We start from the raw sequence: 25,080 nt of genomic DNA on the forward strand, positions 1-25,080 counted from the left end.
CTTACTCCCCGCTTTCAGCAGTACGATTGATAATCGTCACATATCGAATATGCTCAAAATCTGCAGCTGGTTTGATATAAACTCTTTGTGCTAGTCCATGGTCATCCATTGTAACTTCATCTACCGTTCCAATAACCAGTGAACGAGGGATAGATCCTCCTAAACCGGAAGTAATCACTTGTTCTCCTTCTGCAATTTCTGCAGTAGACGTTATTTGAGTCATGATTAATCGATTGGATTCAACATCATAACCACTGATAAGCCCATTAATCACTTCTTCTGATAAAATTTCCGCAGAAACTTGATTTGAAGATCCTTCAAGGTTTGTCAAAAGAACGACTTTCGAACTTGTTGGGTTGGTTTCAATGACTCTACCAACTAAACCATTATTAGACATCACAGACATGCCGTTTTCTAGACCATCTTGACTTCCCCGGTCAATGGTCACTTGATCAACCCAAGAGTCGGGATTTCTAGAAATGACAGATCCAGTAATCGTCTGGAAATCTGTTAAAGAGTTCTGTAAATCGAGTTCTTCTTGCATAATTTGATTTTCGTCTCTTAATACTGCAAGTTCAGCCTGTGTTTCATAAATACGGTCAATTTCTTTTTTTAATCGCTGATTTTCTTCAAAAGTATCTTGTAATCGATCGATCGAACCGAAAAGATCACTCACCGCATTAACTGGCTTAGCAAAAACCCGTCCTGTAACTGCTGTGATATCGTTTGTAAACTGCTGTACAAAATTAGATGAACCGACTTGCGTCAAAGATAAAGACAGTAACGACACAAATAATATAACACTCACTAGTAATACGATCATTTTTTTGTTTGTAAAAAATTGGTTCACTTCTCACACCTCAAATACTATAGCTTTGGTCATTTTACCATAATTCCAAGCATATTCGTAGTTTTTATAAAGTCATCTATAAAAAAATCAGATCATCTCCGAGCAGTTTTTCACTTTACTTGAATTCAATAAATAAGCGGGAAGTAGCCCTTCCCGCCTATTTCAGTTATGCAATTTATTTATCTGCTTTGCTTACGGTAAAGATCTAGATGATTTAAAGCTTCTCCAGTACCAATTGCAACACAGTTCAATGGATCATTCGCAACAAATACTGGTACTTCAGTTTGCTCTGCAATCACTTCACTTAGGTGTTTCAGCATTGCGCCTCCACCTGTCAAGACGATTCCTCTGTCAATAACATCTGCTGAGATTTCTGGAGATGTATCTTCAAGCGTTCCTTTAACAGCAACGACAATGCTGTCTACAACTTCTTGAATAGCTTCAGCAATATCTACAGCTGAGATTTCAATGGTTTTTGGTAAACCTGTCAATAAATCTCTACCACGGATATCTGTAGAACCTAGTTCTTTTGCTGCTTCAATTGAAGCACAACCAAGTTCCATTTTCACTGATTCAGCTGTTCTTTCTCCAATTAATAAATTATATTTATTACGGATATAATGGATAATTGAAATATCCATCTGATCTCCAGCCATTTTAATTGTACGACTACTGACGATACCGCCCAGTGAAATCGTCGCAACGTCTGTTGTACCGCCTCCGATATCTACTACCATGCTTCCGGTAGGATCATTGACTGGTAAACCTGCTCCGATTGCAGCAGCAAATGGTTCTTCGATTAAGAATGCTTCACTTGCGCCTGCCATTTTAGTTGCATCAATAATGGCTCTTTTTTCTACTTCAGTTCCTCCACCAGGTACACATACAATGACACTTGGCTTAGAATTTTTTTTGCCTGTTCCTTTAGAAATAAAGTATTCCATCATCGCGATCGTTGTATCGTAATCTGCGATAACGCCATCTTTCATTGGACGGATGGCTACAATACTTCCAGGAGTACGGCCGATCATTTTCTGAGCGTCTAGGCCTACTGAAACGACTTCTCCTGTTGTATTATCTTTGGCAACAACGGAAGGTTCTCCTATAGCGATACCTTTTCCTTCTACGTAAACATTTGTATTCGCTGTGCCTAAATCAATCCCAATTCCTTTTTTGTTAAACCAACGCACGTGTTCGTTCCCCTCTCAAAATAAAACATTACGATCTTTGTTAGATATTCATTCGTTTAATTGCAAAGATTCATTGCTTCATTGTACCCTTTTACAAAGAATTTTTCACTACTAGATTGCGACTTTAATTCTTTTTTTATATTTGACACCAATTTGATAGAAGAAACTCAAATTGTTGCTTAATTCTAACACAGGACATGAAAAATGCCTATACATTCTATGTAACCCTTGAAGATAAAATCTTTTCTGAGTAATTAAAAAACCGAGAGAGCGTTAGACGCTCTCTCGGTTGAAAATTTTTAAGTTTAATTAAGCTTTTTCTACGTTAGCAGCTTGAGGTCCGCGTGCGCCTTCTTCGATGTCGAAAGTTACAGCTTGTCCTTCTTCTAATGATTTGAATCCTTCTTCGTTGATAGCTGAGAAGTGTACGAATACATCATCTGCACCTTCACGTTCGATGAAGCCAAAACCTTTTTCTGCGTTAAACCATTTTACTGTACCATTTTCCATATTACTTTTCCTCCTCGTGCCGTAAGCACATTATATTTCACATTATTGCTATGGTAACGAATCGGAATGTTATTACACATATCTTTTTTCTTTCCCTAACAAAATGCTAAGTTAACTATACCATGCTTTTTTTAATAACGCAAGCCATTACCTCAATTAAATAAAATTTACTTGAAATTAATTTTGAATTTTATAAACTTTTTACTAACGCTTTCTCAAAAAAAGAGATTTTTATTTTACTAATTTTATGTACGGTTATAGAATTAGATCAGTCCACACTCTTTTAAACTGATATAAGAATTTTCCCCAACAATGATATGGTCTAGTAAGTCGATCCCTATCATCTCGCCTGCTTTAGTCATTCTTTCAGTAAAAGAAATATCCGCTTCTGAAGGATCTGGATTTCCAGAAGGATGATTGTGCGCTATAATAATTCTCGCCGCAGCATATTTCACTGCACCTCTAAAAATTTCTCTTGGATGTGCAACAGAGCTATTCAAACTACCTTTAAATACCGTTTCTTTTTTTATAATTTCGTTTTTTGTATTTAGATAGATTGCCATAACGTGCTCTTGATGCAATCCACCTAATTCTTCTTGAAGCAGATTGCCTATATATGAACTAGAAGTCACCGTGCCTTCTTTGATCTGAGAAGCTCTTGCGACCCGCCCACCTAATTCAATTGCCGCAACCAGCTCTATCGCCTTGGCTTTTCCAATCCCCTGGATTCTCATCAATTCTTCCACACTAACATGACGAAGAGAAAACAAATCATCAAACTCAGAGAAAACATTCATACTGAGTTGTAGCACGTTCAAATTTCTAGTTCCCGTTCTTAGGAGTATGGCAAGCAGCTCATGGTTCGCGAGTGCCTTCGCACCATATTCATTTAGTCGCTCTCTTGGTCTGGATTGTTCCGGTACATCTACAAATTTTTGTGTTAAGACAGTCATCAAAGTCCTCCTCTATATAAAAAAGAGAGAGGTAAATGATCACCTCTCTCTTCTATATACTTACGGAAAAATAGATTATTGATTTATTTAGTCTTATTTTTTACATAATCGATCACTTTAGTTAAATCTTCAATAATATGTGTGGCTTTATCTTTGGCTTCTTCATTTGGAGTGAGTAAATCCGGTACCATCAACACTGGGATATTGGCAGCATGTGCTGCTCTTACACCATTCAATGAGTCTTCCAAGACAACAGCTTCTTCTTTTTCAGCTACTGTCAGACTGATAGCTTTCAAAAAGATTGCAGGATCTGGCTTAGAATTCTCAACTTCGTTTCCACCTACAACTCCAATGAAATAATCCGCAATTCCGGCATTTTTGATCAAAGTTTCTACCATACTACGTTCAGTGGAAGAAGCAACAACCATCTCAATCTGCTGATCAGTCAGAAATTCCAGTAATTCAAGCAATCCTTTTTTCTTAGGAATTGTCGTCTTTAAAAGGGACTCATGAATATCAATTTGACTTTTTTGAATAAATTCTTCAACTAAAGATTGATTTTTATATTCTTCATGTAACGCTGCAAAAAAGTCTTTATCACTGGCACCCACATATCTTTCGTAAAATTCATATGTGAATGGTAGACCGATTTGATCTGCAATAGATTGGTTGGACTGATAATAAATTTTTTCTGTATCAAAAATCAATCCGTCCATATCAAATATGACAGCTTTCACTTTGCTCATTACTCTGCTCCTTTTAAAGCTTTAAGTTTTTCAAGTTGGTCTGCAACAGAAACTTGTCTTGCTCTGTATTCACTTTCTTTTGCTCTTTCTTCTTCAACAATTTTCTCAGGTGCATTGGCAACAAACTTCTGGTTTGATAATTTACCTTCCACCCGTTTGATCTCTTGTGCCCATTTGTCCAGTTCTTTGCTTAAACGCTCGATTTCTTCATCAACATCTACTAATCCAGCAAGCGGCAAGAAAATATCTGCTCCTGAAATCACTGCGGTCTTCACTTCATCAGGCACTGATATCGTTGTATCGATTGTTAAAGCTTCGGGATTACAGAATCTTTCAATGAAACTTTTATTATCTGTCAAGAATTGTTTTTCTTTATTTGATTTCGCACGAACTAAGATATCGATTTTTTTAGATAATGGACGGTTCACTTCAGCTCGAATCGTTCTGATAGATCGAATAAGTTCGATCAGCATGTTCATATTGCTAACAGCTTCTTCGTCTTCAAAGTCAGCATTCACTTGAGGATACTCCGCAACTACTAGGGACTCTCCAGAGTGTGGCATATTCTCCCAAATCTCTTCTGTAACGAATGGCATAACTGGATGCAATAACTTAAGTGTTTGATCTAGAACATGCACTAAAATGCTTCGTGTTGAGTTTTTCTCTTCTTCTGAACCATTGAAAAGAATTTCTTTACTCATTTCAATATACCAGTCACAATAATCATCCCAGATGAATTTATAAAGGGCTCTTCCACCTTCTCCAAATTCAAACTTCTCAAAGAGATCGGTTACCTGTGCAATGGTTTCATTCAATCTAGCTAAAATCCATTTATCAGCGATTGATTGTTTACCACTTAAGTTCATGTCTTTTAAGTCAAAGTCTTCTAAGTTCATGATGACATATCGACTGGCATTCCAGATTTTATTGATGAAATTCCAAGCGGCATCCATTTTTTCATAACTAAAGCGGACATCTTGACCGGGTGCTGAACCATTCGACAGGAACCAGCGTAAAGCATCTGCACCGTACTTGTCGATCACTTCCATAGGATCAATCCCGTTACCTAAAGACTTACTCATTTTTCTTCCTTGCTCGTCACGAATTAACCCGTGAATCAAGGCATGCTTGAATGGACTTTTGTCTGTAAATTCTAATCCCTGGAATATCATACGACTTACCCAGAAAGGTATAATATCATAACCTGTTACAAGTGTACTATTAGGATAATAACGTTTAAAGTCAGAAGATTCTTTGTCTGGCCAACCCATTGTAGAAAATGGCCATAGCGCTGAACTAAACCAAGTATCTAGAACATCATTATCTTGGGTCCAGTTTTGACTATCTTCAGGTTCTGTTTCACTAACATATACTTCACCAGTTTCATTGTGATACCAAGCTGGTATACGGTGGCCCCACCATAATTGTCTTGATATAACCCAGTCATGGACGTTTTCCATCCACATTGAAAATGATCTCTCAAACCGCTCAGGTACGAAATGTACTTTATCATCTGTTTTCTGGTTATCAAGTGTTCTTTTAGCCAGAGGATCCATTTTTACGAACCACTGAGTAGATAGTCTTGGTTCAACTACGACTCCTGTTCTTTCAGAGTGTCCTACACTATGAACCATTTCTTCTACTTTAATCAGATATCCTTGCTCTTTTAAATCTTTGATGATCGCTTTACGGGCTTCAAATCGATCCATTCCCGCATATTCCCCAGCTAAATCATTCATTGAACCATCGTTATTCATTACATTGATTCTTTCTAGATCATGACGATTACCCACTTCAAAGTCATTTGGATCATGAGCTGGTGTAATTTTAACCATACCTGTTCCAAAATCCATTTCAACATAATCGTCCGCAATGATTGGCAGTTCTCTACCTACTAATGGTAATTTAAGTGTTTTACCGATTAAATCTTTATAGCGATCGTCTTCTGGATGTACGGCAACAGCCGTATCGCCAAGCATCGTTTCTGGTCTCGTCGTTGCAATTTCAACTTCTCCAGAACCATCTGTTAAAGGATACTTCATATGATAGAAAGCACCATTAACATCTTTGTGGTCAACTTCGATATCAGACAAAGCTGTTTGAGCTTTAGGATCCCAGTTGATGATGTATTCTCCACGGTAGATCAATCCTTTGTTATAAAGATCGACAAAGACCTTTTTAACAGCATCATTTAATCCTTCATCAAGCGTAAATCGCTCCCGACTATAATCAACAGAAATCCCGACTTTAGCCCATTGCGCTCTGATGTTTGACGCATATTCTTCTTTCCAGTCCCATACTTTTTCCAAGAATTTTTCTCTTCCCAGATCATAACGAGAGATACCATCTTGTGCTAATTTTTCTTCTACTTTAGCTTGGGTAGCAATCCCCGCATGGTCCATTCCTGGAAGCCATAAAGTATCGAATCCCTGCATTCTTTTCTGACGAATAATAATATCTTGTAGTGTTGTATCCCAAGCATGACCTAAATGTAATTTCCCGGTAACGTTTGGAGGCGGAATTACGATTGAATAAGGCTCTGCTTTTTGATCTCCACTTGGCTTAAATAAATCTTTTTCAATCCATTGTTCGTATCTGCCGGCTTCTACTTCAGTAGGCTGATACTTTTTTGACATGCTGATTTCTTCTGTCATATACTCATCTCCTATTTTTAACATCAAATTAAACACAAAATAAAAAGAGCATTTGTCCTGTAACAATAGGACGAATGCTCTTATTCGCGGTACCACCTAAATTGATCAAAGAACACGACTGTGCCTTCAAACCTCTTCATATACGGATGTAATGATCCGTTACTTCAAACAAAGTTACTCAAATTTCACTCTGTTAGCTCTCAAGCTACTTCTCTATCGGTTCTGTTAGGGATTTTCAGCAGACACCCATTCTCTTAAACAGAATACACGACAGATACTTCTCTTGATCATTGCTCTATATTCAATTAGTTGGTCTTTTATGATTTATTGATATTCTATCAAACTACTCTTTGAAAATAAAGCTTTATTTAAGATATCTCTGCCTCTTCATGTTTGGCAGCCGCAACCGCTGCTTCATAATTTGGATCTTCAGACATTTCTTTAACGACTTCATTATAGACAACTTGACCTTGTCTGTTTAGCACAAGAACTGCTCGAGCAGTTTTATCCATTTCTTCTACATAAAGTCCATAATCTTTAGAGAAACTTCTTTCACTATCATGTAATAGATCCATATCGATTGATTTTGCAGCACACCAGTCTTTTTGCTCTTCTACTGTGTTTGAAGATATAGAAATAATTTTGGTATCTTTCAAAGTGCCTGCCATTTCATTAAATTTACCGGTCTGTCTTGAACACGTACTTGTGTTAATGTCCGGAAACGTACTGATCAAAACGACATATCCTTTATAATCTTCAAGTGACACTGATTGGTCATTCAAATCTTTTAAAGTGAACGCTGGAGCTTGCGACCCTTTAGCGGGTATCTCTCCATTAGTAGTAAGTGGTTTACCTTTCATTTTAACATCCATGCTGATAACCTCTTTCTATCTTTTAATAGTTTCATTTTAACGGTAAGAAAGCTGTTTGTACAACAAAATCTACAGAAGGTCTTCGAATAATGCTTTCTGATCTGTTTCTTTTGACTGATTCAGACCGATTTTTTCAATAGAGATCCCTACGATAGCTCTCTCAATCATTCCTTCAATGTCTATTTTAGCTTCGTTTTCCAGTACGTGAGATAACTTTGGCTTTGTCCGCGGTTTGGGCGGTGAAAATATTGTACAGCAATCTTCATAAGGCAAAATGGATAGATCAAAAGTATCGATTTCTTCTGCAATTTTGATGATGTCATTCTTATCCATTGAAATCAACGGTCTAAGAACCGGTGTATTGGTTACTTCTGAGATTACAGACATGCTTTCCAAAGTCTGCGAAGCTACTTGTCCAAGTGATTCTCCATTAATGATGGCTAACCCACTTCGCTGTGCCCGTATAATGTCTGTCAATCTCAACATCATGCGTCGCGTTATGGTCATCATATAACCTTGAGGTACATATTTTTTAATGGTTTCCTGTATCTCAGTGAAAGGCACTTCAATAAATGTAATGGGTCCAGTAAATTCAACTAATTTCCCTGTCAGGTCTTTTGCTTTTTGGAGCGCCTGCGGGCTTGTATAAGGTGGGCTGTGAAAGTGGACTGCTTCTAATTCTATCCCTCTTTTCAAAGCATAATACCCTGCTACCGGAGAATCAATTCCTCCAGAAATCATCAGCATTCCTTTTCCGCTTGTACCTCCCGGAAGTCCACCAGCTCCTTGAATCGAATCAGTAGATAGGAAAATTCCATCCAATCTAATTTCAACTCTGATATTGATATCTGGATTTTTCATTTTAACTTTGATTCCAGGTATAGCTTCTGTAATATACTGACCAATGATTTGATTCACTTCATTTGTTTCATACGCCCAGTCATGATCGGCTCTTCTAGCAGTAATCTTGAATGTTTTTCCGTCTTTATACTCTTGGTTGAGTAAATAAAGTGCCGCAAGATTAGCTTGTTCAATGGTTTTATCCACTTTTATAACAGGAGAAATGGTTTGAATGCCAAAGACTTTTTTCAAACGATCTACGATTTCTTCGTATGCTTCTCCGTTCAATTCAATATGCAATCGATCTCTATTCGCTTTAATCGTAAGAGCTGGAAAGTCATTTAATACATACGCTACATTTTTACCTAGTTGCTTAATAAATAGTTTGCGATTTTTACCTTTAGTTGATAGTTCCCCATACCTTGCCATAACTTCTGTAATCATCTTATCCCTCAATTTCTATTCTAAAAAATCCCATTAAATCCTTTATATATCTCATCAAAGTGGTCAATAAACTGCGTCATCTCGTCTTCTGTATTCCATTCAGATAAACTGACTCTAATAGCCGTTTCAGCTTGCTTTTTAGGAATCCCCATTGCAATCAACGAACTAGATTCACTTTGTTTTTTACTGGAACAAGCACTTGTAGTCGATACATAAATCTCTCGTTTTTCCAGAGCGTGCACGATGACTTCTCCTCTAATCCCTTTTATTCCAAAGCACAGAATATGCGGAGCGTGAATCTCCGGCGAAAATATCGTAACCTTACTCCGTGTACTTAGATCCTTTTTCAGCATATCCATCATCTGATTCATAACGAGCTGCTTTTCTTCCTTTGACTCCAAGAGTATCTTTAACGCTTTAGCCATAGAGACAATTCCTGGAATATTTTCCGTTCCGCTTCTTGCGTTTGATTCTTGACCTCCACCGCTTAAAAGGGGCGATACTCTTCTACCATTCTTTATATAAACAAATCCTGTTCCTTTAGGTCCATGAAATTTATGTCCAGAAAATACAGCCATATCGATTCGACTAGTCTTCCCTAACTTGATATCCGTTTTTCCAATTGCTTGCACTGCATCAACATGGAAGTGAACAGTTGGATAAGCTTCGAGTAGTCTACCGATTTCTTCTATCGGTTGGATACTCCCCGTTTCATTATTTACTGCCATAACGGAAACAAGTACCGTATCGTTTTTAAGTGCAGTTCTCAAGTCTTCTAACGAAATCACACCGTACTGATTTACTGGAAGATAAGTGACATCCCAACCTAGCAGTTCCAGTTGTTTAAACGTTTCAAGCACTGCTGGGTGCTCACTTTGTGTTGTGATCAAGTGCTTTCCGGATGACATTTTCTCTATAACTGTACCCTTGATGGTCCAATTATCTCCTTCAGTACCACCACTAGTAAAAAAGATTTCTTCCGGAAGAACACCCAAAAGATCTGCTGTTAAACTACGGGACTGTTTAAGTAGACCAGAGGCTGTTTCTCCTATTGCATGCAGACTAGAAGGGTTCCCATAATAAAGTTGATTCACTTTATTATATGTCTCTAAAACTGTACTATCTATCATGGTCGTCGCACTATTATCGAAATAAATCATCTTCCACCTCTTCAATCTAGTCACTTCTCTATAATCGATTATTCAAACGAGTTCCATTATAGCAAAAAAGTGACGCCCATCAAGTAGCAAAAAAAAGTTGGACTGTGAATAGACGATCACAATCCAACTTTTCTCTTTTTATTGAGCAAAGCTTTTTTCTTTTAAATAGGTTTTTTCTACTGATTCATAAGCTCCTGGTTCAATTGATTCAAGTTTCTCTCGAACCATCTTCAAAGAAGTCTCATAATCGTAATCTTCTGTGAACAAACTACGACTATAACGAATCGTCTCTGCAACTTCACTATGCTCATTTTTGTATCTATACAACCTTTGACTAACTAGTTCGCTTAAAATCGCTTGATCAACTAACTTATCTGTCTTATCTGCAAGTTTGTCTACATCATCTTCGCACATTTCATGAAGCTTGTAGACTTCGTTCATGTCTAAGCGCGGCTTAGCAAGCACTTGATTTAATTGTTGAACATGATCCGTTGTGTAGAAGAAAAATTCCAAATATTCCTGAGGCAATCCTGGTAAGTTTTTGCTTTCAACATATCTCTTCATTTCTCGCATTGCCAATTCCATTTCTTCTAAATCTTCTTTAATTTCTAACTCACTATTACGGTAATCGGATAGATTCGAACTAATTTCTACCTGTTTTTCGTTCAGTTCTTCTAATTCATCAAATAAGCCATTCAATTTTTCACTAGCTTCAGAAAAAGCGATTTGTTTATCTGTTAGATTCTGGTTGATTTTCATAAACAATTTTTCTTGTTCCGATATACTTTCATTCACAGTTTCTGCACCTTCAGCCTCATCTCGATACAAATGATAACTTTGAGAAAGACGATCGATTTCAACCAACAAATTTCGATTCTGTTCTTTTAAATAGAGAAGGATTTTTCTAATTTGATTCAGCAGTTCTTTTACTTCCGACTTGGATTCAATTTCAAGCTCTAATTGATCATAAACCGAATCGATTTTTTGATCTAACTCGGCTGATTCTTCTTCCGCTTTAGTGATCTCAAGTTTACTTATATCCTTGTTGATACTTTCTATTTTAACGTGAATCAGCGAAAGTGCTTCTTTTATAGAATCATCAGGGAAGATGTACTCTTCTTCTTTCAAACTCTGATAGCCACTTTCCAATTCTTGGATTTGTTCTTTTGTTTCTTCTTCTATTTTCTCCAGTATCACTGGAATATCTACCATGTAAATTTCCATCTCGCTAATCGTTTCATCCAATTGTTTCAATAATTGATTCGCTTCTTCGTGATCGCCAGTTACTGTTAGATGTGAAAAAGTTGCAAAATCGGATTCCATTGTCCCAAGTTTATCTTCAAGCGCATCAACCGCTCTCCCAAATGAAAAACTCTTAGCAAGCAAATCTTTTCGAATACTGTGATACCTTTTTTTGATGGTTTCAATTCTTTTTAAATTATCTTCTTCTCGTTGCATCAATTCATCTAATTGATCATTTAAATTTTTAAGTGCCAGGCGTACTTCTACCAGTTTTTCTTCAGCAGCTTCTTGATCAGTGCGCGCCTTTTTAAAGCGATAACGATCTGTTGCCTGCTCCGCTTCGAATAATAAGCTTTCAATAGATGGGAACTGTTTTGTTTCAATAAGATCCCATATTTTTTTCAGTTCATCTGCTGTATCCTGAGATTGTCCAGTCATACTTTTTTTATCTATCGACTGTATCTTAGTTGTTGGAAATTGTTCCATCAACGCTTTTTTCTTGATATCCAGTTCGTCAATTTTTTTGTAATGTTTCTTTCTGACTAAATAAGTAGTTATGTACAGGGCAACGATTAAAACAATTAAAATGATCACGATGATTTCTAACGTCATTTGATTTCCCTCCGACTAGGCCTTACAAGCAAAGAACGATGCCTACTTTTCTCTTCTTAACAGTATATCAAATATTAGGGGATTATGTTATACTTACAAGCAAATTCTATAAATTAGGTTCAAAATAAATTGTTATTACAACTTAATTGCTTGTATTAGTCAACTATTATAAAAATGAAAAGGTGATTATTTGGAAACAAAAGCAATCAAACACATGATGAATAAGCAGCTAGATGCTTTACTAACTGGAGAAAGTAATCTAATCGCAAACTTAAGCAACGCTTCCGCGCTCTTGTCCGATCAACTAAAAGATATTAACTGGGCTGGATTCTATTTATGGGAAGAAGCTGATCAAGAACTTGTACTCGGACCATTCCAAGGTAAAGTAGCCTGCGTTAGAATTTCAAATGGATCTGGTGTTTGCGGAACAGCTTTCAAAGAACAAAAAACTTACTTGGTACCTGATGTCCATGCTTTCCCAGGCCATATCGCTTGTGATGCTGCAAGCGAATCTGAAATTGTGATACCACTGACCAAAGATTCTGTTCAAATCGGTGTGCTGGATATTGATGCGCCTATTAAAAACAGATTTTCTGAAACAGATAAAGAAGTTTTAGAAGAGTTTGCCGCAGTTTTGGTCTCTCATCTATAATTCATCTATTTAAATAAGCCTGGTCTTAGTCGCTCTTTAGCTGACTGAAACCAGGTTTTTTCTATTGTAAAACCATTTCGTACTCATCTCCGTTATCAGCATTTCTCACCAATGAGCCCCCCATTTTTATCAGGATCAATTCGAACTCTTCAGCGGTTACTGTATAAGCGTCTCCCGTTTCTTCTATTTGAACGGACTCAATTGCTTCAATAAATTTTGCTTGGATATCTTCTGTACTATAGCCCTGTATATTACCGTCATAAATTCCAAGGTCACCATCCAAGAAATAATAGGAATATTCATTTTCTTGACCAACGGCATCCACTAAGCCGACCCCATTTAAATCATCCGGAAATTCTTTCGATTCTTGTGCTTCGGCTTCTGACTCTTGCTCTACAGTTTCTGTCTGATTCTCTGGTTCTTCTTGAACACTTTCTAAATCACATCCAGCGATTGAGAAAATCGTTAATGCAAGTAAAACTACTATGAAATATTTCATAGTATCCCTGCTAAGTTAGTATTCTCCTAATCTTTTTTTATTCTATCATACGTTAAAAGTTTATAGAACGGTTTCATTATATTCGTAAAAAAAAGCCTGCACTATGTGCAAGCTTTTCTAACCAGTTAAGATTAACGGTTGTAGTATTCAACGATGTATGAATCGTCAACATCAGCAGACATTTCTTCACGTAATGGTAAACGAGTAAGTGAGCCTTCTAATTTTTCTTCGTCAAAAGTAACGAAGTCTGGACGACCATATAAAGATTCTACAGATTCTTTAATAATTTTCATGTCTTTAGATTTTTCACGAACACCAATAACTTCTCCAACTTTTACGCTGTACGAAGGGATGTCAACGCGTTTTCCGTCAACAGTGATGTGACCGTGGTTTACCAACTGACGAGCTTGACGACGTGTAGTCGCAAGACCTAGACGGTAAACAACGTTATCTAGACGTTGTTCAAGTAAGATCATGAAGTTAACACCGTGTTTACCTTCACGAATTTTACCAGCTTTATTGAATAAGTTAAAGAATTGACGTTCATTAACTCCATACATAAAACGTAGTTTTTGTTTTTCTTTTAATTGCATACCATACTCAGAAAGTTTGATACGGCTTGTAGGTCCGTGTTGTCCTGGAACGTAAGGACGACGTGCTAATTCTTTTCCAGTTCCTGAAAGTGAAATGCCTAAACGACGAGATTTCTTCCAAGAAGATCCTGTGAAACGAGCCATAATTGTATTCCTCCAATAATTTTTTTGGAGTAAAATAACGTGATAGAAATTCAGTAATACGTGCAGTTCCTACGAACGTTCGCCATTGCAGCCGCAGGTTACTAGTTTACTTAATTAAGAAACTGTTGACGCGGTTACCATTTCTTGCTGCATTATTTTACACAAATGCTAGTATACCTTTTATACTCTACTAAGTCAATAGGAAAGAAAAATAACCTTCGAACTTCATATTTTTGAAGATCGAAGGCTATTCTGATAGTAAATATGAAAAATTTTAGAATCTCAGTAGCGCTGCGATTCCAGTATCAGAAGGCATACTTGGTGTATCTAGCACGTAAACTTTCCCATTGGTCTTCAGAACGTTTTGAACAAGTTGGTTCACGTAGGCATTGATTTCTGATCCTTCTTGGTACTGACCATTTTCATCAATGGTTCCGTGAACTTGGTAATGATCTTCAATTAATAACGCATCTATCTGTCCTTGAATACTGGACATAGCCAAATCATTGTACTGAGCTTCAAGTTTGAATTCAGGTGTTGTTTCATTGAATCTTTCTACTAATTCTTTGTAACGACGATTAATAATCTCATTGACTACTTCTTTAGCTTTAGCTTCAATTTCAGTACTTGAAAGTTGTGCGGTTGATCCTTCAACTTTCGTTTCATCTAAGTGAGGATTTTTAGAGATTTTTTCAAAATCTGCAATATTCTCTGGTAAAGCAAACAATACTAGCGGCAGACCAGTAGGTTTACTGTAGTGTTCAAATACATACTTATCTACGACTCTGAAGTAATTGTCTTGATCAATCTGGACTTCATTACTTTTTTCATTGTGTCCATGGAACATCGCAGATCCACCTGCACCATTGTATTCACCTGAGTTTAAGTTTCCACCAGTCAGTTCTTCTCCAAGTGCTTTTTCCAAGTCTGTTGGTGCATCTTCTGGAAGCGGGATTTCCTGTAACTCACTACCTCGACCGTTGTATAATGTAAACTTATCATGGTTTAAACATAGTAAGTGGAAATAACTAACATACTGGAAATTAGCGATCAGTGGTAATACGTATGCCTGATTAGATACGACCACATTAGTATCTACTTCAACACCTAATCTATAAAAGAATGTATCTGTCTGTGTTACATAGAAAACAATACTTTTAGTCGCTCTTCTCCAGAAATTTGTATCATCTCTTAAACCTTCTAATTCATTTAAGAAAGTGTCACATGTTTTTTCATCATATACATCGCAAATTTTTTCTTTTGCGTCCTTTAATAAATTCTGAAACTGAATCTGGTTTGCCTCTGTTTCAAACGCGTTATCTTGCGCGTTCATCGAAATAGAAAGATAGACCTCATCCGTCTGTAAAATCTCATCTGTTGGAAATGCAAATAATTCTTTCATGTTTTCACCTTCCATTATCTATTTCTTCAAGAGTTTCACTCATTAGTACAAAGTAATCATCCTGAAGATAACTATGACTTCATCATATCTAATCCATCATAAATTGTCTAAAGATATGCAATAAAACCCAGTCACGAATTCATGACCGGGTGTCAACTAATAGATTAACTGTGCTCCATGTATTCAGATTTTAGCATTCCGTATACGAAACTATCCGACCATTCTCCTTTGTACCAAAAATCTTGAACGAGGTGAGCTTCTTTCCTCATACCATTTCTAATACAAACTTTCTGGGAACTCGTATTCCTAGCATCCATATTAACCTGGATTCTGTGGACACCAAGTTCATAAAAAAGCTGATGAATCATTTCGTGAACTGCCTCAGAAGCAAAACCATTGCCGACAAACGAACGATTAAGACTATACCCGATTTCTACGGTCTCTTTCACATCTGTATACCATATTGAAAGATCTCCAATCACTCGTCCTTCATAGATAATTGCAAGATTTAAAGTACGGTCTTTATCCAGAATATTCTTCAAAACTTTTTTGTCAAATTCTTCATGCGCATTATCTAATTTCCATGGCTCATGTAGTAAGAATCTACAAGTTTGTTCGTCTTTATATATTGCGAAAATTTCCTCAAAATCGTTTTGCTGAAATGGTCTTAACACTAATCTTTTCGTTTTGATAATCAACTTTGCCTCCCTGATCTGAATCGGCAATGTCATAGCTTACTGACTACACCGATTCACTCTGTTCGTGATGAATGTCTAACAACTGTCTAAATAATGGGATAAGTTGGTTTATAGTCTGTTTAATATAGTCGTTTTGTGCTTCAATATTCTCTAAAAGATCACTATCTCTTTCTATCACTCTTCCAATCAAGAATTCCCCTTTTTTCACCTTAAGAAGTCGATTGAGCTTTTCAATTACTTTCTGTTCACTAACGGGTTCAACTTTTGATTTTGTATGATCTCCTGAGAGTACAAACTGCTCAGTCAATGATTTTAAGTTCTCAGGTTTAGATAGGAGCGCTTTGCCCATTTCGATTTCATAAAGAGGATTATCTATAATAGAAATAAAGATAAAAATGTGATCTTCGTTTATACCGATTTGTAAATGAGGATATTTTTTATACCCTCTAACATCTCCGCCGATTGCACACCAAGTTGATTCAGGAGGATTCGATGTTCTTCTTCTATGTTGTGCAATATGAAAATTCATAGGATATCCAGTTTCATCCTGAATCAGAGGCACATATGTGTCACCTATATCTTGGAAAATAGGTTGAATGGTATTTCTAATTTTGTTCATTCTGTCTTCAAGACCCTCAATTAAAAACAATTCAAAGTCTTGTTTATTGAATCCTTTATGCATTGTACTCCTCCAAAACTGCTTAATAATTTTAACATAAATAACCATTAATTTAAATATATAGTTTAAATTAATCTAAATATTTCAAAAAGACGTTTAAAACTCTACTTGGTCTTGAACTTCTTGCATCATTAACTGAATGGATTGTAACCCGCCACCAGATAAATACCATAAGTCAGCATCAAGATATATAATCGCATCTTGCTGATAAGCTCTTGTTTCTTGTATAACAGGATTTAGAGATAAATCACTAACCGATGTATCTCCTCCAATAGCCTGTGAGCGGTCAACAACAAACAACAAATCAGGATTTTCTTGTAGGATATATTCATAAGAAATTGACTGTCCATGTATAAAAGATTCTATGCTATGATCTACGGGGATAAACCCAAACTCTTCATACAGCATACCATATCTAGAGTGTTCTCCAAAAGCCGATAAGCTACCTTCATTTAAAATCGTTACTAGTGTAGATTTTTCAGAAGTCTGCGCTGCTTCTTGCAGTGCGTTCATCTCTTTTTGAATAGAGTCTAGCTCAGCTTCAACTTGTCCTTCCATCGAAAGAATCTGACCGATCGTTTGCATGTTTCCTGCAAATGAATCCCAGTAATTTTCTAGGTCTACACTTAAATAAAGTGTCGGTGCGATTTTATTTAGCTCGTCTAAAAAATCCAATTGTCTTCCAGAAATCAAGATTAAATCTGGATCCAACTCATACACGGCTTCAAGATCTGGTTCTTTCAAACTCCCTACAGAAACAACCTCTGAATCATTGAAGTTGCTAAGATAATCTGGAAGGCTCTGCGTTACTGTACCGACCACTTTTTCCTTTGAGTCTAGCACTTCAAAAGTGTCCAGTAAGCCCATATCAAATATGACGACTTTTTCAGGATTCACAGGCACCTCAACTCCTAGTCCATTAGAATCTTTTACCTCAATTGATTCTATACTATTTTCACTATATTCTTCTGTATCGATTACTTCCGCAGATTCACTTGCACAACCTCCAGCTATCATGATTGTACCTAAACTGAACGCAACGATTTTTTTGATCATCTCTTATCATCCTTTTTTTAGTTTTTTAGTAGTACATTACAAACTTTTTCCCCTTACGGTCAATGACTTCTACATCTATGTCAAAAATATTTTTAATATTCTTCGGGGTAATAATTTGTTTCACTGGTCCTGCTGCAAAGACTTTACCTTCTTTCATAGCAATTACATTGTCAGCATACGCTGCAGCAAAATTGATATCGTGAATCACTGTAATAACCGTTTTCCCAAATTCATCCACAAATTTTCTGATGATATCCATCAACTGCACACTGTATTTCATATCCAGATTATTCAGTGGCTCATCTAGTAAGATATAGTCTGTATCCTGAGCAAGCACCATCGCAATCATAGCTCTTTGTAATTGCCCACCAGAAAGTGTATCAATGTACTGATCCGCTATATCAAGTAAGCCAACTTGGTTTAAAGATTGTTCGATTAATTCATGACAGTGGTCATTCAGCCTCCCTTTTGTGTAAGGAAACCTACCAAAGGATACTAATTCTTTTATGGTCAAACGCATGGATAATTTATTGGATTGTTTCAATACCGATAATTTCTTCGCTAGTTCACCGGACTTCCAACTCTTGATTTCGGCGCCGTCAATATAGATTTCTCCAGTATCTTTTGGGATTAAGCGACTGACCATTTCTAGTAAAGTCGTCTTACCAGCACCATTTGGACCAATGCAAGCAGTCAACTTTCCTTTTTCAATCGGAATCGTTACACTATCTACAATAATTTTCTCCTTATAAATCTTTGAAACTTGATTTAAATCAATCATCAGGCTACCTCCTTTTCTTTTAATAAAATAAATAAGAAATAACTACCTCCTATAAACTCCAATATGATACTTAGAGTCGTTTGAAATTTGAAGACATGTTCAATCAAAATCTGACCAAATAAAACAAAAGAGATGGTAAAGAGACATCCTCCGATAATCAATAACCAATGTTGATACGTTTTAAATAATTTGTACGACACATTCGTGCCTAAAAAACCTAAAAACATCACCGGCCCTACCAAAGCTGTTGAGACTGAAACAAGCAAACTGATTGAAATGAATAGTTTAAGAGTTAAACGGTCTACATCAATCCCTAACCCTATAGCGTTTATTCGGCCAAGGTGTAAAACATCCATTGCCTTATTTTTGTGGAAAATATAAATCAGTACTGGTAGTACTATGACCATACTGATACTAATCAGTGAGCGATCGACATTATTGAAGCTAGCAAACAAACGATTTTGAAGAATCAAAAATTCATTTGGATCTATTAATACTTGTAAAAACGAAGTTGCGCTTCTAAAAAATGTCCCTAATATTAAGCCTGTCATTAGTAATAAATAGATTCTCCCTGGAAACTTTTTAAAGAAAAACCAGTATAATAGCAGACTAAAACAGGTCATAGAAACTGTAGAAAGAAAAAAGTTTGTATATGTATTTTGTAGAAGCCTATGACTGTGTCCAAATAAAAATAAACTAATCGTCTGAAAAAATATGTAAATCGCATCCATCCCGATAATGTTAGGAGTCAATATCCGGTTTTGAGCTATCGTATGAAATAAGATTGTTGCGGTTGTCGAACAGATACTCACGATAGTCAAGGCGGCTAATTTTTTCCCTCTAAGTGATAGAATATAAGACCAGTTCCCTCTTGAACCAATTGTCATGTATGTACTAGCCAGAATTATAGCCATTAAAGCTACAATGAAAATATTTCTGTAAACGTGTTTGTTTGCCGTCATGCTTTTTCTCCTTTGAGTAATAAAAATAAAAACAGTGCAGTTCCTAGCACGCCTACAACTAGACTCACCGGTACTTCGTATGGGTGTATCACGATTCTAGAAAAGATATCGCTCCATATTAGAAACAATGCTCCAAAATATGCGGTTGGAAATAGTAACTTCCTGAAGTGATCTCCATATCTGAGTGACAAGAGATTCGGTACAACCAATCCTATAAACGGTATGTTACCAACCGTTAAAAGTACGGCTGCTGTCGCTATAGATACGATAATGATCCCAATCAGTTCAATTTGCTGATAAGCAACTCCTAAACTTGATGCTTGTTCTCTTCCTAGATTCATAACAGAAAAGTACTGAGAAAATAAGTAGATTAAAATTAAAAGGGGTACCGTAAGTAAAATCAGTTTATAATTTTGTGAACTAACTAATGATACATTTCCTTGAAGCCAAGCGGTCGCATTTTGAATCAGATCATATTGGTAAGCTACGAATGTCCCTATAGCACCGACAACATTACCAAACATTAAACCCACCATAGGAATCATAATTGAATTTCTCAATTTAACCGTTTTAAGAAATTGTAAAAACACAACAGTACCTATTATTGAGAATATAAAAGCGAAAAGCGTTCGATGAAACAATGTATGCTGACCGAAAAAAGCCATGGCTAAGATCATTCCCAAACGTGCACTAGACATAGTTCCGGCAGTTGTAGGGGAAACAAATTTATTCTGGGTCATCTGTTGCATCAGTAGTCCAGAAACTGAAAGAATAGCCCCCGCTGCTAGCAGGCTGACTGTTCTCGGGATTCTTAATGTGAATAAAATAATTCTTGTTAACTCATCTGGCGATAACAGTTGCGTGAACGTTACGTTCTCAACACCAACCATCAAAGAAATCGTAGCGCTTACCAGAAATAGGATTAATAAACCGACTTTTTTCATTCTAACCTCCCCGTGACTTATCTATCTCTAATTGAGAATGATTATCACTATCAAAATTAGTATATCGAACTACCCTTCAAGAATCAACTTATAACCAAAAAAGAACAGACCTTTTAGAGAGATGAAAAAAGGTCTGTTCTTTTTTATTTTTATTATTGAATATTCTTTATAAATCTCAATACTAAATCCGCTGATTGTTTTCCAGCCAGTTCGATAAATTCATCAAACGATACAGAAGCTTCTTCATCCGAGGTGTCAGAGAGCGCTCTAACAACCGTGAAAGGTGTATTGAACTGATAGCAAGTTTGAGCTACAGCTGTCCCTTCCATTTCAGTTACTAGTGCCTCCGGGAAGAACTCTTTAATTTTATCTGTTTGATCTTTACCCGCAATAAATGAGTCTCCTGTAACGATCATTCCTGATGAAACGTTCCAACTAGTCTCTGATGCTGCCGCAATCACTTGATCATTTAAAGACGGATCAGCTGAAAAAACAGCAGGCATTTGAGGGATTTGACCAAAAGTGTATCCAAATACGCGTGCATCTGCATCGTTATAGGATAGTTCAGTAGAGACGACCAAATCGCCTACTCGAAGACCTTTTCCGATTCCACCAGCAGAACCTGTATTAATGACAGCATTCACATTGAAGGTCTGAATTAGCAAAGTCGTAGCTATCGAGGCATTTACTTTGCCAATACCCGATTGGACTAGAGTAATTTCCTGCCCTTGAATGCACCCATTGTAGAATGTCTGATTTGCAATTGTTATCTCTTCTTTTTGTTCGAGTTGTTTAACGAGATCTTTCACTTCTTGTTCCATTGCTGCAATAATGCCAATTTTCATTTTTTTACCTACCTCTTCAAATTAACCATAAAATGCAAAAACTAGAACGATAATCAATAAAAGTGACACGATGATAATGGCTCTCGTAAGAACTTTTTCAGTTCTTCTATAACGTTCCATTTCATCCAATCGTTTTTTTGTTGTTCTTCCCTGCTTAGATAATTGTCGTTCCTTTTTACGGTTTTCTTTCTTTAGTTTTCTGTTTTCTCTTGCTCTGTCTTTTGTTTCTTTTAACTTCTGATCTCTAATTTCTTTTCTGGATACCATAATATTATACCCTCTACTTGTTTTGTATTCTGTTCATTTTCCAGTAAAACAATGCAAAAACACTCTTTGAATCACGTAAATATCCTTTTTCATATTCAGCCCAGGCTTCATCAAATGTCAAAGCGAGCAATTCAATCGTTTCATCTTCATCTTTAGGTAAAGGGTTCTCTACAGTCATTAATTGCTTGGCTTCATAAATCTCTAGAAATTCATCTGTAAAGCCGGGCGTGCTATAAAAAGAGGTGACAAATGACCACTCTTTCGCCTGATAACCAGTTTCTTCTTCTAGTTCTCTCTTAGCTGTTGTCATTCCATCAGTGTCTTCAGCATCTTTTAGTCCTGCTGGAATTTCGATACTAATTTGTTCGATAGCTTTACGGTACTGCTTGACTAGTAGTAAACGATTATCATCAGTGAAAGCAATAACTGCAGATGCTCCGGCATGCCTAACGATTTCTCTTTTTGATCGCTTCCCATTTGGCAATAGTACATCTTCTACTACATATTTTGTTACTTTACCATCATAAATCATTTCACTTTTAAGTGTTTTTTCTTCAAAATCCATAGCGATCACTTTCCTTTCCAACTATTGATATCATACAGTATCTATTATCATATTTCATTAGTAGTATAGAACACAAGTCTCACTTCTATGAAGTTTAAGATTCTTATAAAGTTTCATATATCCTACTAAGGTCCTATGTCATTCTTTTTAAAATGTGTGATAAAATGAGGGTACAAATCACATAGGAAAATATGGAGGAGCCAATATGAATAAAAATCATTTAACAGATAAATTGATTTATCTACTGACTTGTATAACTATTATCTTTTTATTTACTTTTTTAGTCGCTTTTGGGTTAAATATTTATCTCTCAGGATTACTAAGTATCGCCTTAGGTTTCGTTTTGCTCTACGCACGTGGAAAAAAACAACGACCTGCTGATGAAAAGAAATTACCAAAACTTTCTTCTGACAAAGAGGCTTTTTATGTCTCTAAAGGTCTTGAGAAAGAAGACATCCAGTACTTCCGTCAAACTATGCAAAAAGCTAAACAGCAAATCAGAGACATTGAAAAGAACATGCTCGCTACTGGAAAATTAAAAGCGATTGAAAATCGTAACAATACAGTCCACCTGACGAAGTCTATGTTCAGAGAAATTATCAAGGAGCCAAACCGTCTTCATGAAGTTGATCAGTTTCTTTATGTACACTTACCTTCGTTAGCAGACTTGTCTGGTAAGTATAATGAAATCAATAACCACCAAGCTAAAAGTAAAGCAACTTACGATATGTTAGAAAAAGCTTCTCAAACTTTAGATAAGATGTGTCAGCAAATCGCTGAGGACTACGTTCAATTCAAGTCTGACGATATTGTGGATATGGAAGTAGAGGTAGAACTTGCAAAAAGATCTTTGGACAAGGATAATGGTTTCCAAGAAGATACAATCAACAATGAAGAAGTTTAACCTATTTTGATTCTGAAAGGATGTCACGTTATATGGATGATAAGAATACACAGCAAGACCTTACAAAAGTAAAAGATCAGTCAACAAGTGAGTTGGATGATTTACTGGCGAATCCCTTTGGAGAAACCATGAAAGACCCTCCTGCTCCTAGTGCTAATACGAGTACTTCTTTGACAGGTGAACAAGCTGAAGAAACGAGAAGATTGTTTGATACTTTACCTGAAGAACGACAAAAGCAAGCGCAACAACTTTCTAATCAAATCGCAGAGAACGATATAGATGCTGTCTTGAATTATGGATCGGCTGCTCAGCAGCGCTTAGGAGATTTTTCGCATTCTGTTCTGAATCATGTGCAGAATCAAGAAACTGGGCATATCGGTGAAACATTGAATGACTTAATGTTCCGATTGAAAGAAAGTAATCCCGATGATTTACGTGCAGATAATTCAAATATCTTCAAAAAGATGTTCAAGAAAATTAACCGTTCGATTTATGAAACGACTGCCAAATATCAAAAGATTGGCGCTCAAATAGATAAAATTGCCGTTAAACTAGACAAAGAAAAAGATATGCTGCTAAAAGATAACGAAATGCTTGAAGCGTTATATGAGAAAAACTTTGAATACTTTGAAGCTTTAAACATTTATATTGCTGCCGGAGAGTTAAAATTGGAACAATTGCAAAAAGAATCCATACCGAATGCGATGAAAGTTGCAGAAAGCAGCACAAATCAGATGGACGTTCAACGTGTAAATGATTTAAACCAGTTCCAGAATCGTCTTGAAAAAAGAGTTTATGATTTAAAAGTTGCAAGACAAATGACGATTCAACAAGCGCCTCAGATCCGTTTGATTCAAAATACCAATCAAGCATTATCAGAAAAGATTCAAACTTCTGTTAATACAGCTATCCCTTTATGGAAAAACCAAATTGTTATTGCGTTAACGTTATTACGTCAAAAAGAAGCCGTCACTGCTCAAAGACAAGTTTCTGAAACAACCAACGACTTATTAACTAAAAATTCCGAAATGCTGAAACAGTCTTCTATTGAAACTGCTCGTGAAAACGAACGTGGTATCATCGATATTGAAACACTGGAGAAAACACAAACTGATTTGGTTGAGACACTTGAAGAAACTCTTTCGATTCAACAAGAAGGCCGTTCTAAGCGTAAAGAAGCTGAACAACAGCTCGTTAGAATGGAAGATCGTTTAAGAGATCAACTGCTTAAAATCACAGAAAACTAAGCCAAAAACTTCCCTTCCTAGGGAAGTTTTTTATTTACGAGTCGTATTCTTTGAACATTTTATAGCAATCCCGTATAGTTAGTAACATAAAGAAGCAAAGAAAAAGGAGAGAGTTATTATGTTAGGTTTTATTTTAATGTTAATCATCGGTGGAGTTGTAGGTGCCATTGGTCAAGCAATCATCGGTAAAAATGTACCAGGTGGAATTATTGGTAATATCGTTGTAGGTTTTATCGGTTCTGCTTTAGGTGGATATTTATTGGGTGACTTAGGTCCTTCAATTGAAGGTATTGCGCTTATTCCAGCAATCGTTGGTGCTGTAATTGTAGTATTCCTATTCAGCCTACTTGCTAAAAAATAATAATTGCGTTAAACTGCAATTATATCAAAAAGCTCCATGTACTCGCCTAGGCGGTTACATGGAGCTTTTTTAGTTTATACTTTATCAACGTTAGAAGCTTGTGGTCCTCTATCACCATCAGTGATGTCGAATTCTACTTCTTGTCCATCATCTAAAGCTTTGTATCCTTCGCTATTGATTGCACTGAAGTGTACAAATACATCTTCGCTACCTTCTACTTCGATAAAGCCAAATCCTTTTTCTGCGTTAAACCATTTCACTGTTCCTCTAGCCATCCTACTTTTCCTCCTAAGTAAATACTTGCAACAGACTGCCTATAAGTTCATTTATTGTTTAATAAACGTTGCATACATCTATTACAGTTTCAGTATACAAAACCCCCACTCTTTTTGCAAGGGCTTTCTTCAT

The 25,080-nt window shown here is 36.4% G+C and carries 27 protein-coding genes and 1 other annotated feature; of the genes, 4 read left to right on the forward strand and 23 right to left on the reverse strand.

Features of this window, described 5'->3' with window-relative positions; all coding sequences use genetic code 11:
- Window position 1: 1 nt before the first annotated feature.
- The 10 genes from mreC to LG377_RS08905 all read right to left on the reverse strand — a co-directional run bounded on the left by mreC (window position 2) and on the right by LG377_RS08905 (window position 12,073).
- On the reverse strand, window positions 2-850 hold the full coding sequence (gene mreC, locus LG377_RS08860) for a rod shape-determining protein MreC (RefSeq protein ID WP_225744299.1): 849 nt from the start codon (window positions 848-850) through the stop codon (window positions 2-4).
- Window positions 851-1,029: 179 nt separating this feature from the next.
- On the reverse strand, window positions 1,030-2,040 hold the full coding sequence (locus LG377_RS08865) for a rod shape-determining protein (RefSeq protein ID WP_225744300.1): 1,011 nt from the start codon (window positions 2,038-2,040) through the stop codon (window positions 1,030-1,032).
- A gap of 309 nt (window positions 2,041-2,349) precedes the next feature.
- Window positions 2,350-2,550, reverse strand: a complete 201-nt coding sequence (locus LG377_RS08870; protein ID WP_034302391.1) for a cold-shock protein — start codon at window positions 2,548-2,550, stop codon at window positions 2,350-2,352.
- Between the two features lie 263 nt (window positions 2,551-2,813).
- Complete coding sequence (gene radC / locus LG377_RS08875) at window positions 2,814-3,503, reverse strand: DNA repair protein RadC (RefSeq protein ID WP_225744301.1); 690 nt, start codon at window positions 3,501-3,503, stop codon at window positions 2,814-2,816.
- A gap of 83 nt (window positions 3,504-3,586) precedes the next feature.
- Window positions 3,587-4,249 (reverse strand): HAD family phosphatase, encoded by a 663-nt coding sequence (locus tag LG377_RS08880; RefSeq protein WP_225744302.1) that lies wholly within the window; start codon window positions 4,247-4,249, stop codon window positions 3,587-3,589.
- Window positions 4,249-6,903 (reverse strand): valine--tRNA ligase, encoded by a 2,655-nt coding sequence (locus LG377_RS08885; RefSeq protein ID WP_225744303.1) that lies wholly within the window; start codon window positions 6,901-6,903, stop codon window positions 4,249-4,251. Before LG377_RS08885 ends, LG377_RS08880 begins: the two co-directional genes overlap by 1 nt.
- 63 nt (window positions 6,904-6,966) lie before the next feature.
- Window positions 6,967-7,203 (reverse strand) — a binding site (T-box leader).
- A gap of 68 nt (window positions 7,204-7,271) precedes the next feature.
- Complete coding sequence (gene tpx / locus LG377_RS08890) at window positions 7,272-7,775, reverse strand: thiol peroxidase (RefSeq protein WP_225744304.1); 504 nt, start codon at window positions 7,773-7,775, stop codon at window positions 7,272-7,274.
- A gap of 69 nt (window positions 7,776-7,844) precedes the next feature.
- On the reverse strand, window positions 7,845-9,059 hold the full coding sequence (gene thiI / locus LG377_RS08895) for a tRNA uracil 4-sulfurtransferase ThiI (protein WP_225744305.1): 1,215 nt from the start codon (window positions 9,057-9,059) through the stop codon (window positions 7,845-7,847).
- 20 nt (window positions 9,060-9,079) lie between these two features.
- A complete protein-coding gene (locus LG377_RS08900; RefSeq protein WP_225744306.1) occupies window positions 9,080-10,219 on the reverse strand; it encodes a cysteine desulfurase family protein in 1,140 nt (379 codons plus the stop codon).
- A 138-nt stretch (window positions 10,220-10,357) separates the two neighbouring features.
- Window positions 10,358-12,073 carry a septation ring formation regulator EzrA gene (locus tag LG377_RS08905; protein ID WP_225744307.1) on the reverse strand — a complete coding sequence of 572 codons (1,716 nt, stop codon included), beginning with the start codon at window positions 12,071-12,073 and terminating at the stop codon, window positions 10,358-10,360.
- Window positions 12,074-12,287: 214 nt separating this feature from the next.
- Between LG377_RS08905 and LG377_RS08910 the strand changes: the two genes are divergently transcribed.
- Window positions 12,288-12,725: a GAF domain-containing protein gene (locus LG377_RS08910; protein WP_225744665.1), complete on the forward strand. Its 438-nt coding sequence runs from the start codon at window positions 12,288-12,290 to the stop codon at window positions 12,723-12,725.
- Between the two features lie 61 nt (window positions 12,726-12,786).
- Here the strand turns inward: LG377_RS08910 and LG377_RS08915 are convergent, their stop codons facing one another.
- From LG377_RS08915 to LG377_RS08970, 12 genes are all read right to left on the reverse strand, one after another.
- Window positions 12,787-13,224: a hypothetical protein gene (locus LG377_RS08915; RefSeq protein WP_225744308.1), complete on the reverse strand. Its 438-nt coding sequence runs from the start codon at window positions 13,222-13,224 to the stop codon at window positions 12,787-12,789.
- 131 nt (window positions 13,225-13,355) lie between these two features.
- Window positions 13,356-13,961: a 30S ribosomal protein S4 gene (gene rpsD, locus LG377_RS08920; RefSeq protein ID WP_225744309.1), complete on the reverse strand. Its 606-nt coding sequence runs from the start codon at window positions 13,959-13,961 to the stop codon at window positions 13,356-13,358.
- 274 nt (window positions 13,962-14,235) lie between these two features.
- Entirely contained in the window at window positions 14,236-15,363 is a 1,128-nt protein-coding gene (locus tag LG377_RS08925) for a hypothetical protein (protein ID WP_225744310.1), read from the reverse strand.
- 164 nt (window positions 15,364-15,527) lie between these two features.
- The gene (locus LG377_RS08930) at window positions 15,528-16,061 is read right to left on the reverse strand and encodes a GNAT family N-acetyltransferase (RefSeq protein WP_225744311.1); all 534 of its coding nucleotides are present in this window, start codon (window positions 16,059-16,061) and stop codon (window positions 15,528-15,530) included.
- A 43-nt stretch (window positions 16,062-16,104) separates the two neighbouring features.
- Window positions 16,105-16,743 (reverse strand): DUF1054 family protein, encoded by a 639-nt coding sequence (locus LG377_RS08935; protein WP_225744312.1) that lies wholly within the window; start codon window positions 16,741-16,743, stop codon window positions 16,105-16,107.
- A 93-nt stretch (window positions 16,744-16,836) separates the two neighbouring features.
- Window positions 16,837-17,796 carry a siderophore ABC transporter substrate-binding protein gene (locus LG377_RS08940; RefSeq protein ID WP_225744313.1) on the reverse strand — a complete coding sequence of 320 codons (960 nt, stop codon included), beginning with the start codon at window positions 17,794-17,796 and terminating at the stop codon, window positions 16,837-16,839.
- Window positions 17,797-17,821: 25 nt separating this feature from the next.
- On the reverse strand, window positions 17,822-18,577 hold the full coding sequence (locus LG377_RS08945; protein ID WP_225744314.1) for an ABC transporter ATP-binding protein: 756 nt from the start codon (window positions 18,575-18,577) through the stop codon (window positions 17,822-17,824).
- The gene (locus LG377_RS08950; protein ID WP_225744315.1) at window positions 18,577-19,539 is read right to left on the reverse strand and encodes an iron chelate uptake ABC transporter family permease subunit; all 963 of its coding nucleotides are present in this window, start codon (window positions 19,537-19,539) and stop codon (window positions 18,577-18,579) included. The genes LG377_RS08945 and LG377_RS08950 overlap by 1 nt, the downstream gene beginning before the upstream one ends.
- On the reverse strand, window positions 19,536-20,483 hold the full coding sequence (locus LG377_RS08955) for an ABC transporter permease (protein ID WP_225744316.1): 948 nt from the start codon (window positions 20,481-20,483) through the stop codon (window positions 19,536-19,538). Before LG377_RS08955 ends, LG377_RS08950 begins: the two co-directional genes overlap by 4 nt.
- Before the next feature lie 152 nt (window positions 20,484-20,635).
- A complete protein-coding gene (locus tag LG377_RS08960; RefSeq protein WP_225744317.1) occupies window positions 20,636-21,328 on the reverse strand; it encodes a 5'-methylthioadenosine/adenosylhomocysteine nucleosidase in 693 nt (230 codons plus the stop codon).
- A 21-nt stretch (window positions 21,329-21,349) separates the two neighbouring features.
- The gene (locus LG377_RS08965) at window positions 21,350-21,595 is read right to left on the reverse strand and encodes a hypothetical protein (protein WP_225744318.1); all 246 of its coding nucleotides are present in this window, start codon (window positions 21,593-21,595) and stop codon (window positions 21,350-21,352) included.
- Window positions 21,596-21,608: 13 nt separating this feature from the next.
- Window positions 21,609-22,160: an NUDIX hydrolase gene (locus LG377_RS08970; RefSeq protein ID WP_225744319.1), complete on the reverse strand. Its 552-nt coding sequence runs from the start codon at window positions 22,158-22,160 to the stop codon at window positions 21,609-21,611.
- Between the two features lie 205 nt (window positions 22,161-22,365).
- Between LG377_RS08970 and LG377_RS08975 the strand changes: the two genes are divergently transcribed.
- From LG377_RS08975 to LG377_RS08985, 3 genes are all read left to right on the forward strand, one after another.
- On the forward strand, window positions 22,366-23,064 hold the full coding sequence (locus tag LG377_RS08975) for a 5-bromo-4-chloroindolyl phosphate hydrolysis family protein (protein ID WP_225744320.1): 699 nt from the start codon (window positions 22,366-22,368) through the stop codon (window positions 23,062-23,064).
- 32 nt (window positions 23,065-23,096) lie between these two features.
- The gene (locus LG377_RS08980; RefSeq protein WP_225744321.1) at window positions 23,097-24,311 is read left to right on the forward strand and encodes a toxic anion resistance protein; all 1,215 of its coding nucleotides are present in this window, start codon (window positions 23,097-23,099) and stop codon (window positions 24,309-24,311) included.
- A 118-nt stretch (window positions 24,312-24,429) separates the two neighbouring features.
- Entirely contained in the window at window positions 24,430-24,672 is a 243-nt protein-coding gene (locus LG377_RS08985) for a GlsB/YeaQ/YmgE family stress response membrane protein (RefSeq protein WP_225744322.1), read from the forward strand.
- A 74-nt stretch (window positions 24,673-24,746) separates the two neighbouring features.
- Here LG377_RS08985 and LG377_RS08990 read toward each other — a convergent pair whose 3' ends face one another.
- Window positions 24,747-24,947: a cold-shock protein gene (locus LG377_RS08990; protein ID WP_225744323.1), complete on the reverse strand. Its 201-nt coding sequence runs from the start codon at window positions 24,945-24,947 to the stop codon at window positions 24,747-24,749.
- Window positions 24,948-25,080 lie beyond the last annotated feature (133 nt).

Origin of the sequence: Marinilactibacillus sp. Marseille-P9653, assembly GCF_916618885.1 — a bacterium.
Lineage (GTDB): Bacteria > Bacillota > Bacilli > Lactobacillales > Carnobacteriaceae_A > Marinilactibacillus.

Bases quoted from the DNA above. Each gene is read 5' to 3' on its own strand.
- LG377_RS08870 (WP_034302391.1), bottom strand. From the start codon at position 2,550: ATGGAAAATGGTACAGTAAAATGGTTTAACGCAGAAAAAGGTTTTGGC.
- radC (WP_225744301.1), bottom strand. From the start codon at position 3,503: ATGACTGTCTTAACACAAAAATTTGTAGATGTACCGGAACAATCCAGA.
- LG377_RS08880 (WP_225744302.1), bottom strand. From the start codon at position 4,249: ATGAGCAAAGTGAAAGCTGTCATATTTGATATGGACGGATTGATTTTT.
- LG377_RS08885 (WP_225744303.1), bottom strand. From the start codon at position 6,903: ATGACAGAAGAAATCAGCATGTCAAAAAAGTATCAGCCTACTGAAGTA.
- tpx (WP_225744304.1), bottom strand. From the start codon at position 7,775: ATGGATGTTAAAATGAAAGGTAAACCACTTACTACTAATGGAGAGATA.
- thiI (WP_225744305.1), bottom strand. From the start codon at position 9,059: ATGATTACAGAAGTTATGGCAAGGTATGGGGAACTATCAACTAAAGGT.
- LG377_RS08900 (WP_225744306.1), bottom strand. From the start codon at position 10,219: ATGATTTATTTCGATAATAGTGCGACGACCATGATAGATAGTACAGTT.
- LG377_RS08905 (WP_225744307.1), bottom strand. From the start codon at position 12,073: ATGACGTTAGAAATCATCGTGATCATTTTAATTGTTTTAATCGTTGCC.
- LG377_RS08910 (WP_225744665.1), top strand. From the start codon at position 12,288: ATGATGAATAAGCAGCTAGATGCTTTACTAACTGGAGAAAGTAATCTA.
- LG377_RS08915 (WP_225744308.1), bottom strand. From the start codon at position 13,224: ATGAAATATTTCATAGTAGTTTTACTTGCATTAACGATTTTCTCAATC.
- rpsD (WP_225744309.1), bottom strand. From the start codon at position 13,961: ATGGCTCGTTTCACAGGATCTTCTTGGAAGAAATCTCGTCGTTTAGGC.
- LG377_RS08925 (WP_225744310.1), bottom strand. From the start codon at position 15,363: ATGAAAGAATTATTTGCATTTCCAACAGATGAGATTTTACAGACGGAT.
- LG377_RS08935 (WP_225744312.1), bottom strand. From the start codon at position 16,743: ATGCATAAAGGATTCAATAAACAAGACTTTGAATTGTTTTTAATTGAG.
- LG377_RS08940 (WP_225744313.1), bottom strand. From the start codon at position 17,796: ATGATCAAAAAAATCGTTGCGTTCAGTTTAGGTACAATCATGATAGCT.
- LG377_RS08945 (WP_225744314.1), bottom strand. From the start codon at position 18,577: ATGATTGATTTAAATCAAGTTTCAAAGATTTATAAGGAGAAAATTATT.
- LG377_RS08950 (WP_225744315.1), bottom strand. From the start codon at position 19,539: ATGACGGCAAACAAACACGTTTACAGAAATATTTTCATTGTAGCTTTA.
- LG377_RS08955 (WP_225744316.1), bottom strand. From the start codon at position 20,483: ATGAAAAAAGTCGGTTTATTAATCCTATTTCTGGTAAGCGCTACGATT.
- LG377_RS08960 (WP_225744317.1), bottom strand. From the start codon at position 21,328: ATGAAAATTGGCATTATTGCAGCAATGGAACAAGAAGTGAAAGATCTC.
- LG377_RS08965 (WP_225744318.1), bottom strand. From the start codon at position 21,595: ATGGTATCCAGAAAAGAAATTAGAGATCAGAAGTTAAAAGAAACAAAA.
- LG377_RS08970 (WP_225744319.1), bottom strand. From the start codon at position 22,160: ATGGATTTTGAAGAAAAAACACTTAAAAGTGAAATGATTTATGATGGT.
- LG377_RS08975 (WP_225744320.1), top strand. From the start codon at position 22,366: ATGAATAAAAATCATTTAACAGATAAATTGATTTATCTACTGACTTGT.
- LG377_RS08980 (WP_225744321.1), top strand. From the start codon at position 23,097: ATGGATGATAAGAATACACAGCAAGACCTTACAAAAGTAAAAGATCAG.
- LG377_RS08985 (WP_225744322.1), top strand. From the start codon at position 24,430: ATGTTAGGTTTTATTTTAATGTTAATCATCGGTGGAGTTGTAGGTGCC.
- LG377_RS08990 (WP_225744323.1), bottom strand. From the start codon at position 24,947: ATGGCTAGAGGAACAGTGAAATGGTTTAACGCAGAAAAAGGATTTGGC.